The 13,387-nt window shown below is 62.2% G+C and carries 11 protein-coding genes; all 11 read left to right on the top strand.

Features of this window, described 5'->3' with window-relative positions:
• Nucleotides 1-39 precede the first annotated feature (39 nt).
• Entirely contained in the window at nt 40-543 is a 504-nt protein-coding gene (locus tag BUC04_RS17685; RefSeq protein ID WP_234977451.1) for an OmpH/Skp family outer membrane protein, read from the top strand.
• 3 nt (nt 544-546) lie between these two features.
• Nucleotides 547-1,581, top strand: a complete 1,035-nt coding sequence (gene lpxD / locus BUC04_RS17680; protein WP_067660632.1) for a UDP-3-O-(3-hydroxymyristoyl)glucosamine N-acyltransferase — start codon at nt 547-549, stop codon at nt 1,579-1,581.
• A gap of 20 nt (nt 1,582-1,601) precedes the next feature.
• Nucleotides 1,602-2,051, top strand: a complete 450-nt coding sequence (gene fabZ / locus BUC04_RS17675) for a 3-hydroxyacyl-ACP dehydratase FabZ (protein ID WP_067660635.1) — start codon at nt 1,602-1,604, stop codon at nt 2,049-2,051.
• Between the two features lie 2 nt (nt 2,052-2,053).
• Nucleotides 2,054-2,824: an acyl-ACP--UDP-N-acetylglucosamine O-acyltransferase gene (lpxA, locus tag BUC04_RS17670; protein WP_067660638.1), complete on the top strand. Its 771-nt coding sequence runs from the start codon at nt 2,054-2,056 to the stop codon at nt 2,822-2,824.
• 13 nt (nt 2,825-2,837) lie between these two features.
• Complete coding sequence (gene lpxB, locus BUC04_RS17665) at nt 2,838-4,061, top strand: lipid-A-disaccharide synthase (protein ID WP_082766691.1); 1,224 nt, start codon at nt 2,838-2,840, stop codon at nt 4,059-4,061.
• Nucleotides 4,048-4,650, top strand: a complete 603-nt coding sequence (rnhB, locus tag BUC04_RS17660; protein WP_234977449.1) for a ribonuclease HII — start codon at nt 4,048-4,050, stop codon at nt 4,648-4,650. The genes lpxB and rnhB overlap by 14 nt, the downstream gene beginning before the upstream one ends.
• A gap of 73 nt (nt 4,651-4,723) precedes the next feature.
• Nucleotides 4,724-8,221 carry a DNA polymerase III subunit alpha gene (gene dnaE, locus BUC04_RS17655; protein WP_067660641.1) on the top strand — a complete coding sequence of 1,166 codons (3,498 nt, stop codon included), beginning with the start codon at nt 4,724-4,726 and terminating at the stop codon, nt 8,219-8,221.
• A 39-nt stretch (nt 8,222-8,260) separates the two neighbouring features.
• Nucleotides 8,261-9,220, top strand: coding sequence for an acetyl-CoA carboxylase carboxyl transferase subunit alpha (gene accA, locus BUC04_RS17650; protein WP_067660652.1), 960 nt, complete (start codon nt 8,261-8,263; stop codon nt 9,218-9,220).
• Nucleotides 9,210-10,529 (top strand): tRNA lysidine(34) synthetase TilS, encoded by a 1,320-nt coding sequence (gene tilS, locus BUC04_RS17645; RefSeq protein ID WP_326937934.1) that lies wholly within the window; start codon nt 9,210-9,212, stop codon nt 10,527-10,529. Before accA ends, tilS begins: the two co-directional genes overlap by 11 nt.
• 19 nt (nt 10,530-10,548) lie before the next feature.
• Nucleotides 10,549-12,492 carry a monovalent cation:proton antiporter family protein gene (locus BUC04_RS17640; RefSeq protein WP_067660907.1) on the top strand — a complete coding sequence of 648 codons (1,944 nt, stop codon included), beginning with the start codon at nt 10,549-10,551 and terminating at the stop codon, nt 12,490-12,492.
• Nucleotides 12,493-12,612: 120 nt separating this feature from the next.
• Entirely contained in the window at nt 12,613-13,374 is a 762-nt protein-coding gene (locus BUC04_RS17635; protein WP_067660658.1) for an SDR family oxidoreductase, read from the top strand.
• Nucleotides 13,375-13,387 lie beyond the last annotated feature (13 nt).

Genomic DNA, 13,387 nt, shown 5'->3' with positions numbered 1-13,387 from the left:
GTACCCGAAACAGAATAAATTCACATAGGAGTGAAACCCTTGAAAAAAGTAATCGCGACTGCCGCCCTGATGCTGGCAACCCTGGCCCCCGCGGCCCACGCAGAACAGAAGATCGCCGTGATCGACATGGGCGCAGTGATCGCCCAGCACCCGGAGCGCGAAGCCGTTGCCCAGAAGATGGAGCAGGACTTCGCCGAGCGCATCGCCGCCGTACGCTCCCTGCAGGAAGAGCTGCAGGAGCTGGCGCAGAAGATGCAAAAAGACGCTGCCCTGATGAGCGACGCCCAGAAGACCGAGATGGAGCGTAAGGGCCAGTCCCTGCAGGCAGACCTGCAGCTCAAGGGCCAGGCCCTGGAAGAGGACATGCAGAAGCGTCAGAATGACGAGCAACGCAAGATCCTGATGCAGGTGCAGGGTGCCATTCAGACCGTGGCAGAGCAGGGCGGTTACGACATCGTGCTGGAAGCCCGCAGCGTGGTATTTGCCGACGAGCAGCACAACATCTCTGCTAAGGTTCTTGAAGCAGTCACCAAAGGTAACTGATTCATGAGCATGACCCTGGCGCAGTTGGCGGGTGCATTGGATGCCCGCCTGCAGGGCAACGACGACACCCTCATTGAGGGTGTCGCTACGTTAGAGCAAGCCCAAAAACAGCATGTGGCCTTCCTGGCCAACTCCAAGTACCGCTCCCAGCTTGAGCAGACCCAGGCGGGCGCCGTGATCCTGTCTGAGGCGGACGCCGAAGGGTTCGAGGGTAACGCCCTGATCATGGCCAATCCCTACCTGGGGTATGCCATGGTGGCCCGACTGCTGGACAGCACCCCGGCCGCTGCCAGCGGCATCCATCCCTCCGCCCAGGTCGACCCCAGCGCTGAGCTGGGCAGCAACGTCAGCCTCGGCGCCAACGTGGTGGTGGAAGCGGGCGTGGTGATCGGCGATGACGTCCAGGTTGGCCCCGGCTGCGTGATCGGTCCCGATGTCCAGATTGGGAGCCAGACCCGCCTTTGGGCCAACGTCACCCTGTATCATGGGGTGCGCATTGGCCGCGAGTGCATTATCCACGCCGGTGCCGTGATCGGCTCCGACGGCTTTGGCTACGCCAACGACAAGGGCCAGTGGATCAAGATCCCCCAGCTGGGCTCGGTGGTGATCGCCGACAAGGTCGAGATCGGTGCCAACACCTGTATCGACCGTGGTGCCCTGGATGACACCCGCATCGAAGAGGGGGTGATCCTGGATAACATGGTGCAGATCGCCCATAACGTTCAGATTGGCGCCCACACCGCCATCGCTGGCGCCACCGTGGTGGCTGGCAGCACCAAGGTGGGTAAGCACTGTATCTTCGGTGGCAACAGCGCCATCGCCGGCCACCTGGAGATCTGCGACGGCACCTTGCTGTCCGGTCTGACCGGGGTCACCGGTAACATCAAGACACCAGGGCAGTACGCCTCGCCACCGCCGCTGCAAGACGCCAAAACCTGGCGTAAAAACAGCGTTCGGATGCGCCAACTGGACGACATGTACCGTCGTCTGCGCGCCCTGGAGAAACAGCTGGCTGAACAGGCCGGCGACGAGAAATAATCGGGTTTGAGGAAACCACTTTGTCCGAACAACTGAACACCATGGAGATCCGGGAGATCCTGGACCACCTGCCGCACCGCCATCCCTTCGTCCTGGTCGACCGCGTCCTGGACTATACCCCCGGCGAGAAGCTGGTGGCACTGAAGAACGTCTCCTACAACGAGCCCTTCTTCCCCGGCCACTTCCCGCAGATGCCGGTGATGCCCGGCGTCCTGATCCTGGAAGCGCTGGCCCAGGCCTCCGCCATCCTGGCGTTCAAGACCCACGGCAAGGAAGAGAACAGCCTCTACCTGTTTGCTGGCATCGACAACGCCCGCTTCAAGCAGCCGGTGGTGCCGGGTGACGCCCTGCAGCTGGAGGTAGAGTTCTTGAAGGACCGTCGTGGTATCGGCTTCTACAAAGCCCGCGCCCTGGTGGACGGTAAAGTGGTATGCAGCGCCGATCTAATGTGCGCTAAGCGAGAGATGTAAACGTGATTGATGCCAACGCGGTAGTCCATCCGGACGCCAAAATCGGAAACAACGTCACCATCGGTCCGTTCACCTACATCGGTGCCGATGTGGAGATCGGTGACGACACCTGGGTGGGCTCCCACGTGGTGATCAAGGGTCCTTGCATCATTGGTAAGGGCAACAAGTTCTTCCAGTTCAGCTCCATTGGCGAAGAGTGCCAGGACAAGAAGTACGCCGGCGAACCGACCCGGGTTGAGATTGGCGACAACAACATCTTCCGTGAGTGCTGTACCGTGCACCGTGGCACCATTCAGGACCAGGGGCTGACCAAGATCGGCTCCAACAACCTGTTTATGGCCTATACCCACGTGGCCCACGACTGCGTGGTGGGCAGCAACGTGATCCTGGCCAACAACGCCTCCATCGCCGGTCATGTCCGGGTGGATGACTGGGCGATCCTTGGCGGCATGACCGGGGTACACCAGTTCGTTCATATCGGTGCCCATGCCTTCACCGCCGGCTGCTCGCTGGTGCTGCAGGACGTACCACCCTACGTGATGGTTTCCGGCCAAAGCGCGGTGCCCCGCACCATCAACAGCGAAGGCCTTAAGCGTCGTGACTTCTCCAAGGAGGCGATTGCTGCGATCCGCAAGGCTTACAAGACCCTGTACCGCAGCGGCCTGACCACCGCTGAGGCATTGCCTGAACTGCGCAAGCTGGCTGAGGAGCACCCCGAGGTGGTCGGTATGGCGGACTTCGTGGAAAGCTCCAGCCGCGGGATCGTACGCTAAGGTGGAGGCCAGTTTGGAGGAGTTCCGCCCACTGACCATTGCCATCGTCGCCGGAGAGATCTCCGGCGATATTTTAGGTGCTGGTCTGCTCAAGGCGCTGCGCCAGCAGCATCCGGACGCCCGCTTTGTCGGCATCGGCGGCGAGCTGATGATTGAGCAGGGTCTGGACAGCTGGTTCCCGATGGAGGAGCTGTCGGTGATGGGCCTGGTGGAGGTGCTCGGTCGCCTGCCACGGCTGCTCAAGATCAAGCGCGAACTGGTGGAGCGGATCACCGAACTCAAGCCCGATGTCTTTGTCGGCGTCGACGCCCCGGATTTCAATCTGCGGGTGGAGAAAACCCTCAAGGACGCCGGGATCCCTACGGTGCACTACGTCAGTCCCTCGGTCTGGGCCTGGCGTCCCAAGCGGATCTTCAAGATCGACGCTGCCACCGATCAGGTGCTGGCGCTGCTGCCCTTTGAAAAAGCCTTCTATGACCAGCACCAGGTCAGCTGCGAGTTTGTCGGCCATACCCTGGCGGATGAGATCCCGCTGGTCAGTGAGCCCGGCCCGGCCCGTGAAGCGCTGGGTCTACCGGCCCAGGGCAAGGTGCTGGCGATGCTGCCGGGCAGCCGCGGTGGCGAGATGAGCCGCATCGGCCCGGTGTTCCTGCAGGCGGCAGCCGAGCTGCAACGTCGGCTGCCGGATCTCACCATTGCGGTGCCGCTGGCCAACGCCGCCCGCCGCGAGCAACTCGAAACGCTGCTGGCCGAGATGGAACAAGCCCCTGAGCTGACCCTGGTGGATGGCCGCTCCCGTGAGGTGATGACTGCCTCGGACGCCATCCTGCTGGCCTCCGGCACCGCTACCCTGGAGGCGATGCTGGTTAAACGCCCCATGGTGGTGGCCTACAAGGTCAGCACCCTGACCTACCACATCGCCAAGGCGATGATGTCGGTGGACCGGGTAGCCCTGCCCAACCTGCTCTCCGGTGAGGACCTGGTGCCCGAGCTGCTGCAGTACGACTGTACCGTGGAAAAGCTGGTAGCGGAGGTGGAGCAGAAGCTGACCCTGGATCCGACCCCCCTGGTCAGCCGCTTTACCGAGCTGCATCAGCAGATCCGTCGCGATGCGTCGGCCCGCGCCGCCGAGGCGGTGATGGCCGTTGTTGAGGCGAACAAGCAACGTCGTCTGCACGACAATCCGGTGATGGAGAGCGACGACGGCGAGGGTGGTGATGGTGATGGCGGTGATTGAGCGTATCGCCGGGGTTGATGAGGTGGGCCGCGGCCCGCTGGTGGGGGACGTAGTCACCGCGGCGGTGATCCTGGATCCCGCCAACCCCATCGAGGGCCTCAGAGACTCAAAGAAGCTGTCGGAGAAGAAGCGGATCTTGCTGTTTGATGAGATCCGCGAGAAGGCCCTGGCCTGGCATGTCGCCCGCGCCAGCGTGGCGGAGATCGACCAGCTCAACATCCTTCATGCCACCATGCTGGCGATGCAGCGCGCAGTAGCCGGCCTGTCCGTCACCCCGACCCTGGTCCGGGTGGATGGCAACCGCTGCCCGGACTTCGGTGGCCTGCCCGCCGAGGCGTTGGTGAAAGGGGACGACAAGGAGCCCGCCATCTCCGCCGCCTCCATCCTGGCCAAGGTGGTGCGGGATCTCGAAATGGTGGCGCTGGACAGCCGTCACCCGCAGTACGGCTTTGCCAAACACAAAGGCTACCCCACCAAGGCCCACCTGGAAGCACTCCAGGCCCACGGCCCCCTGCCGGAGCACCGTACCAGCTTCGCGCCGGTACAACGTGCCCTGTCGCAACGAGACGCGACAGCGAAAGTACGGTAAAACTGACAAGATAACTTTTTGAGGTGGGGCATCGGTGCCCCACTTTCCGGAGAGAAGTGGCCCCGCCATGCCGATGAACGATCCCAAATTTGTCCACCTTCGCGTCCACTCCGACTTCTCCATGGTGGACGGGTTGATGAAAACCGGCCCCCTGGTCAAAGGGGTGGCTGCCCTGGGCATGCCTGCGGTGGCCCTGACCGATCAGACCAACCTCTGCGGCCTGGTGAAATTCCTCGGTGCCGCCCACAAAAATGGGGTTAAGCCGATCATCGGTACCGACTTCTGGATGCGGGTACCGGAGCTGGGCGAGGAGCAGTGCCGCATCACCGCCCTGGCTGCCAACAACGCCGGCTACGCCAACATTACTGAGCTGATCTCCGAGGCCTACCTGCGCGGCCACGTTGACGGTCGCGCAGTGATCGACAAGGATTGGCTGGCGAAATACAGCGAAGGGCTGATCCTGCTCTCCGGTGGCCGTGAGGGGGACGTGGGCAAGGCCCTGGTCAAGGGCAACCACCCGCTGGCGCTGGAGCTGCTGAGCTTCTACGAAGCCCACTTCCCTGATCACTACTACCTGGAGCTGATCCGCACCGGTCGTCAGGACGAAGAGTCCTACATCCATGAGGTGGTGCCGCTGGCCCATGAGCGTGGCTTGCCCTTGGTGGCCACCAACGAGGTGGTGTTCAAGGATAAGGCGGACTTTGATAACCACGAAATCCGGGTCTGCATTCACGATGGCTTCCCGTTGGATAACCCCAACCGACCCCGTCGCTACTCGGATCAGCAGTATCTGCGCTCCGAACAAGAGATGCTGGAGCTGTTCCAGGACATTCCGGAGGCGCTGGAGAACAGCGTTGAGATCGCCAAGCGCTGTAACGTTAAGGTGCGGCTGGGTGAGTACTTCCTGCCGGACTTCCCCACCGGCGATCTGAAGATCGAAGACTTCCTGGTGAAGGTGTCTGAGGAGGGGCTGCAGGAGCGGCTGGATTTCCTGTTTCCGGATCCGGAGGTGCAGGCAGCCAAGCGCCCGGAGTACGACGAGCGCCTTAAGATCGAACTGGAAGTGATCAACAACATGGGCTTCCCCGGCTACTTCCTCATCGTGATGGAGTTTATCCAGTGGTCCAAGGATAACGATATCCCGGTGGGGCCGGGACGGGGCTCTGGTGCCGGCTCATTAGTGGCCTATGCGCTGAAGATCACCGATCTGGATCCGCTGGAATACGATCTGCTGTTTGAGCGCTTCCTCAACCCGGAGCGGGTCTCCATGCCCGATTTCGATGTCGACTTCTGCATGGATCGCCGTGATGAGGTGATCGACCACACCGCCGAGCTTTATGGCCGTGACGCGGTGTCCCAGATCATCACCTTCGGTACCATGGCGGCTAAGGCGGTGATCCGCGATGTCGGCCGGGTGCTGGGCCATCCCTTTGGCTTTGTTGATCGAATCTCCAAGCTGGTGCCTGGCGATCCGGGCATGACGCTCGAGAAAGCTTTTGCGGTGGAGCCCCAGCTGCAGGAGAACTATGACGGCAACGAGGAGGTGGCCAACCTAATCGACATCTGCCGCAAGCTCGAGGGCACCATCCGTAACGCCGGTAAGCACGCAGGTGGCGTGGTGATCGCCCCCACTAAGATCACCGATTTCGCCCCGCTCTACTGCGACGACGAGGGCAAAAACCCGGTGACCCAGTTCGACAAGAACGACGTGGAAACCGCCGGGTTGGTTAAGTTCGACTTCCTTGGCCTGCGAACCCTGACCATCATCCAGTGGGCCCTGGACATGCTCAACCCGGCACTGGAAGCCCGGGGTGAGAAGCCGGTGCGTATTGAGAGCATCAGCCTAACCGACAAGCGCTGCTTCGATCTGCTGCAGCGCTCCGAGACCACCGCGGTGTTCCAGCTGGAATCCCGTGGTATGAAGGAGCTGATCAGCCGACTCAAGCCGGACTGCTTCGAGGACATGATCGCCCTGGTGGCCCTGTTCCGACCGGGGCCGCTGCAGTCGGGCATGGTAGACAACTTCATCGACCGGAAGCACGGTCGCGAGGCGATCTCTTACCCGGATGAAACCTGGCAGCATGACAGCCTGAAGCCCATCTTGGAGCCCACCTACGGCATCATCCTCTACCAGGAGCAGGTGATGCAGATCGCCCAGGTCTTGTCCGGCTACACCCTGGGGGGCGCGGATATGCTGCGCCGGGCCATGGGTAAGAAGAAGCCGGAGGAGATGGAGAAGCAGCGGGTCACCTTCGAAGAGGGGGCGAAGAACAACGGCGTCGACGGTGAGTTGGCGATGAAGATCTTCGACCTGGTAGAGAAGTTTGCCGGCTACGGCTTCAACAAATCTCACTCCGCCGCCTACGCCCTGGTGTCCTACCAGACTCTGTGGATGAAGACTCACTACCCCGCCTACTTTATGGCAGCGGTGATGTCGGCGGATATGGACAACACCGACAAGGTGGTGACCCTGGTGGACGAGTGCAACCGCATGGGGCTGCCGGTGCTGCCGCCGGACGTGAACCAGGGCCTGTACAAGTTCAACGTTAACGAGAAAGAAGAGATCGTCTACGGCATCGGCGCCATCAAGGGCGTGGGTGAGGGCCCGGTGGATGAGATCCTGGCGGCCCGGGACAGCGGCGGCCCCTTCACCGATCTGTTTGACTTCTGCGACCGCATCGACCTGAAGAAGGTCAACCGCCGCACCATCGAGAAGCTGATCCTGGCCGGTGCACTGGACAATCTTGGTCCCCGCCTGCCGGACGGAGCGCCGCACCGTGCCACCCTAATGGCCACCCTGGAGGAGGCGATCAAGGCCGCGGCGCAGAACGCCCGCAACGCCGCCCAGGGGATGGACGACCTGTTTGGCTCCCTCACCCCGGATGCTGAGCAGGCCCACCACGCCTTCGTCAAGGTACCGGCCTGGGATGACAAGGTTTGGCTGGATGGCGAAAAAGAGACCCTGGGCCTCTACCTGACCGGCCACCCGATCAATCAGTACCTCAAAGAGTTAAAGAAATTCACCAGCGGACGCCTTAAAGACATGAGCCCCACCGGCCGTGGCAAGACCGTGCGAGCCGCTGGTCTGGTGATCGCCTCGCGCATCATGATCACCAAGCGGGGCAGCAAGATGGGGATCTTCACCCTGGATGATAAGTCCGGCCGATTGGAAGTGATGCTATTCTCCGAGGGCGTTGAGAAGTATCAAGATCTTATCGGAACAGACAATATCTTGGTGGTTGAGGGAGAGGTCAGCTTTGATCAGTTCAGTGGCGGCAATAAAATGTCCGCCAAAGAGATCCTGGACATTGGCCAGGCCCGGGAACGTTACGCCCGGGCATTGGTGTTGAACCTGGACCAGGCCCAGGCCCAGCCGGCCAACCTGGAACAGTTGAAGAACGTGATTACCACCCATGGTAAGGGGGGCTGCCCGGTACAGGTACAGTACCAGCGTCCCAATGCCCATGGGGTGTTTGAATTAGGTGACCAGTACCGGGTTTGTCCCGGTGATGACCTGCTGCTCGAGTTGCACAAGTTGCTGGGCCGGGAACGGGTCAACCTGACATTTTAACCGCCGGGGCGCAGGATGCCCCGCAACGCGAATAGGAATATGAGCTTGGACTTTCTGGAGTTTGAACAGCCCATCGCGGAGCTGGAAGCAAAAATCGAAGAGCTGCGTAAGGTCTCGCAAAACGGCGACCTGGAGTTGGATCTGGAGCAGGAGATCAGCCAACTGGAGGAGAAGCGCGAGGTAATGACCCGCAAGATCTTCTCCGATCTGGCCCCCTGGCAGGTGTCTCAGCTGGCTCGCCACCCGCAGCGTCCCTACACCGCGGACTACATTCGCATGCTGTTTACCGAGTTTGACGAGCTTGCCGGTGACCGCGCCTACGCCAACGACGAGGCGATCATCGGTGGTACCGCTCGCTTCAACGATCAGCCGGTGATGGTGATCGGCCAGCAGAAGGGTCGCGACACCAAGGAGAAGATCCGCCGCAACTTCGGTATGCCACGTCCGGAAGGCTACCGCAAGGCGCTACGTCTGATGGAGATGGCGGAGCGCTTCAAGCTGCCGATCCTGACCTTCATCGACACCCCTGGCGCCTACCCCGGCGTTGGTGCCGAAGAGCGTGGCCAGTCCGAGGCGATCGCCAAGAACCTGCTGGTGATGTCCGGCCTCAAGGTGCCGGTGGTGTGCACCGTGATCGGCGAAGGTGGCTCCGGCGGGGCACTGGCCATCGGTGTGGGTGACCGCGTTAACATGCTGCAGTACTCCACCTACTCGGTGATCTCGCCGGAAGGCTGTGCTTCCATCCTGTGGAAGGACGCGGCACAGGCGCCCAAGGCGGCGGAAGCCATGGGGATCACCGCTCAGCGCCTGCACGAGCTGGGCCTGGTGGACAACATCATCAAGGAGCCGATGGGCGGTGCCCACAAGGATCCCACCGGCATGGCCAACAGCCTCAAGGCGCGGTTGGAAGAGGATCTGGGCCTGCTCCAGGGTCTGGACCTGGATCGCCTGCTGTCGGAGCGCTACGAGCGCCTGATGGGCTACGGCTATTGCCGCTGAGTTAGCCACCGCGCCGCTTTACGCGGCGCTGGAGTGCGCCCTGAGCCAGGCCCAGCCCAAGCGGGTCTGGCTGGGCTACAGCGGTGGCGTCGACTCGCAACTGATGGCCACACTGCTGGCCCGCTGGCAATCCCACCACCCTGACATCCCCTGTCACCTTCTTCATGTCCACCATGGCCTGTCCGCCAACGCCGATTCCTGGGCAGAGCATTGCCAACGCAGCGCAGAGCAACTGGGCCTGGCCATCGAGATCATCCCGGTTCAGCTCAACCCCGGCCCTCGCGAAAGCGTCGAAGCCCTGGCCAGAACGGCGAGATATCAGGCGTTTAAACAGCGTATCTGCGCGCAGGATATTCTGCTGACCGGGCACCACTTGGACGATCAGGCGGAAACTCTGCTGTTGGCGCTCAAGCGTGGCAGTGGCCCTAAGGGCCTGTCGGCCATGCCGGCGCAGCAGCCTCTGGGGGCGGGGCGCTTGCTGCGTCCCTGGCTGGCCTTTGAGCGTGCTGAGCTGGAAGCCGCGGCTCGGGAGTTGGGGCTGGCCCACATCGAGGATGACTCCAACCAGGACCTACGTTTTGACCGCAACTTCCTGCGCCACCAGGTGCTGCCCCAGTGGCAGCAGCGCTGGCCGGGGGTCAAACGCAGCCTGGCCCGCAGTGCCGAGCTCTGCGCTGAGCAGCAGCAATTGTGCGATGAACTAGCCCAGCAGGACTGGCAGGCCTGCGTCCTGCCGGGGCAGGGGCTGTCATTGACCAACAGTGAGGGCTTTAGCCTCGCCCGACGCAATAACCTGCTGCGCTACTGGCTGGCTTTGCAGGACGCCCTGCTGCCCAGCCGGGTACAACTGGCCCAGCTACAGGATTTCTGGACCGCACGGCCGGACAGTCAGCCACAATTGGACTGGGGCGAATGGTCGGTACGGCGCTATCAGCAGGGGCTCTACCTGTTGGCTAAAGCCCCGCCGGTGCTGCCCACCCAGGAGGTTTTTGGCCCGGACCCTCTGGCCAATGGCGAGCATTGGAAGTTGGTCTCTCGAGACAGTGGGCCGCGCTTGTCGCTGCCCCAGGGGCTTAGCGGATTAACCGTGTGCTACGGTTTGCCCGGCAGCCTGCGCCTGCACCCGGTGGGGCGCAACGGCTCTCGGCCACTGAAGAAGCTGTGGCAGGAATATGGCGTGCCACCCTGGCAGCGAGACCGGGTGGCGATGCTCTGTTACCATGACAGGCCTATCGCGGCATTGGGTTACTGGCAGGAAAGCTGGGCCCAGAGCACGCATGGGCAGGGATGGTGCCCAGAACCAGGATAAGCGATACCAGGAGGTAGGGATGCAGGAAAGCTGGTTAGGCTTAGGGTTGTTGTTGGCCACCATGGCCATTGTGGCCATCGCCTTGGTGCGTCGCTTGGGCTTGCCGGTGATCCTGGCCTGGCTGGGCTTAGGGCTGCTCGCTGGCCCCGAAGGCCTGGCCTGGCTGACCCAGGATCAGATCCACCTGGTTGCCGAACTGGGTATCGTTTTCCTGATGTTTTCCCTTGGCCTCGAGTTCTCCCTGCCCAGGCTGTGGGCGATGCGCAGCCGGGTGTTTGGCCTGGGCAGCGCCCAGGTGTTGGTCACCGGGGGGATCGCCTCGCTTATCGCCCTCGCCCTGGGGGTTGAGCTGCGCGCCGCCATCGTGGTGGGCGCCGCCATCGCCCTCTCCTCTACTGCCATCGTACTGAAACAGCTGGATGAGCTGGGTTGGCTCAACCGTCGTCATGGTGAGCTTTCCGTCAGTGTGCTGCTGTTCCAGGACCTGGCGGTGATCCCCCTGCTGATCATCATCCCCATGTTGGGCTCCGAAAACGTTGGCACCGCCCTGGTGTTTGAGCTGGGCTGGGCCCTGCTTAAGGCCGGTGCGGTGTTTACTGCGCTGCTGTGGGCCGGCGGCTACCTGCTGCCGAGGCTGTTTGATGAGGTGGCCCGCTCCCGCTCCGACGAGCTGTTTGTCCTTACCACCCTGGTGGTGGCCCTGGCCACCGGCTTTGTCACCCTCTGGCTGGGTCTGTCGATGGCACTGGGGGCCTTCCTGGCGGGGATGCTGCTGGGGGAGAGCCAGTATCGACAGCAGTTGGAAGCTGACATCCGTCCCTTTCGCGATCTGCTGATGGGGCTGTTCTTCGTTTCGGTGGGGATGCTGCTGGATATCTCCATCGTGATGGAGCACTGGCTGTTGCTGCTGCTGATGCTGCCACTGGTGATGCTGATGAAAGCGGCCATTGTGGCGATGCTGGCGGTGGGCACCGGTGAGAAGATCAAGGACGCCCTGGCTACCGGCCTATGTCTGGCGCAGATCGGCGAGTTCAGCTTTATCCTGGTGGGACTGGCACTGACCTGGCAGGTGATCGATCCTGCCTTGGGTAATCTTATCGTGGTGGTGGGGGTGCTCTCTATGGTGCTGGCCCCCACCCTGATTAACCGCTGCCTGGAGCTGGCCAAGCTGATGCTCGGCAGTGGCGATCGCCTTACTGGCGGGGATATCCAGCCCAAGGCACCCCAGCTTGAGGATCACGTCCTGTTACTCGGCTACGGTCGGGTAGGCCAAACCCTGGCTCGCTTTATGCGCCGGGAGGGGATCCCCTACCTGGCGCTGGATCTGGACCCGGTGCGGGTGCGTGAAGCCCGGGGTGGTGGCGAGCCGGTGCTGTTTGGTGACGGCCGCCGCAGCGAGATCCTCAAGGACGCAGGGCTGCTCCGGGCCAAGATGGTGGTGGTGACCTACGACAACCGCCGCGCCATCTTCAACCAGCTCGATTGCATCCGGGCGCTTTCTCCCAAGCTGCCAATCCTGGTGCGCACCCGGGATGACAAGACCCTTAAGGCGTTGCGAGAAGCGGGGGCCGACCAGGTCATTCCTGAATCGCTGGAGGGCAGCCTGATGCTGGTCTCCCAGGTGCTCTATCGCCTGGATGTGCCCCTCTCCACCATCCTCAAGCGGCTTGAGCGCGAGCGGCGCCGTCACTACTCCACCCTGCATGGCTTCTTCTCTGGTGAGGAGACTCCACGGGAGCAACTGCATGGTATCACCCTGACCCGGGATGCCTGGGCGGTCGGGCGCAGTCTGCAGGAGATCTCGCTGCAGCAGTGGCAGGTCAGTGTTGAGGCGGTACAGCGTGAGGATGCTCGCCAGGCGCTGGATGATGAGCTGCAGTTCCAGGAGGGGGATATCCTGTTGCTGCAGGGGCCGCCCTCGAAGATGGAGCGCGCCGAGCGACGGCTGTTGGAAGGGTTTTAATCCACCTGTATCAATCCCCATTTCGCCCTTGGGTTTGTCCCCGGGGGACCGGCTTTGGCATGCTGGGCATCAAGCTGGCAGTGGTTTGCCGCAGCGAATCGAACAACAAGGATAAAAACCATGGAACTGGATAACAAAGTGGTGGTGATCACCGGCGGAGCCGGTGGCCTGGGCTTGGCGATGGCCCAGCATCTGGGCAGCCAGGGCGCCAAGCTGGTGCTGATCGACATCAACCAGGATGCCCTGGCCCGTGCCGCCGGGTTGCTGGCGGAGCAGGGGCTGAAGGCTGAGACTTTCCCCCTGGACATCACCGAGGAAGCGTCGGTAGAGCAGGTATTTGAGCGCATTGCCCAGGAGATCGGCGGCCCTCATGTGCTGATCAACAATGCCGGTTTGCTGCGTGATGGCATGCTGGTGAAGGTCAAGGAGGGGGCGGTGCAGAGCAAGATGTCCCTGGCCCAGTTCCAGTCGGTGATCGACGTGAACCTGACCGGCAGCTTCCTGTGTGGTCGTGAGGCGGCTGCCCAGATGGCGCTGCACGGCCAGGGTGGGGTGATCATCAACATCTCCTCACTGGCCCGCTCCGGTAACATCGGCCAAACCAACTACGCCGCCTCCAAGGCAGCGGTGGTAGCCATGACCACCGGCTGGGCTCGGGAGTTGGCCCGTCACAATATCCGTACCGCTGCCATTGCCCCGGGCGTTATCGCCACCGAGATGGTGGAGTCGATGAAGCCGGAGGCACTGGCACGATTGGAGGGGATGATCCCCGCCGGTCGTGTTGGCAAGCCGGACGAGATCGCCCGTACCGTGGCCTTTATCGTCAACAATGACTACATCAATGGCCGGGTGCTGGAGATCGATGGCGGCCTGCGCTTCTGATTTTTCAGCCTGA

The organism is Ferrimonas marina, assembly GCF_900129905.1.
Taxonomy (GTDB): domain Bacteria; phylum Pseudomonadota; class Gammaproteobacteria; order Enterobacterales; family Shewanellaceae; genus Ferrimonas; species Ferrimonas marina.
The sequence above is the reverse complement of the archived record's forward strand: the minus strand, read 5'-3'. Positions and strand labels throughout refer to the sequence as shown.

Coding starts and splice junctions, on each gene's coding strand:
- lpxD (WP_067660632.1), top strand. CDS start 547: ATGAGCATGACCCTGGCGCAGTTGGCGGGTGCATTGGATGCCCGCCTG.
- rnhB (WP_234977449.1), top strand. CDS start 4,048: ATGGCGGTGATTGAGCGTATCGCCGGGGTTGATGAGGTGGGCCGCGGC.
- dnaE (WP_067660641.1), top strand. CDS start 4,724: ATGAACGATCCCAAATTTGTCCACCTTCGCGTCCACTCCGACTTCTCC.
- accA (WP_067660652.1), top strand. CDS start 8,261: ATGAGCTTGGACTTTCTGGAGTTTGAACAGCCCATCGCGGAGCTGGAA.
- BUC04_RS17640 (WP_067660907.1), top strand. CDS start 10,549: ATGCAGGAAAGCTGGTTAGGCTTAGGGTTGTTGTTGGCCACCATGGCC.
- BUC04_RS17635 (WP_067660658.1), top strand. CDS start 12,613: ATGGAACTGGATAACAAAGTGGTGGTGATCACCGGCGGAGCCGGTGGC.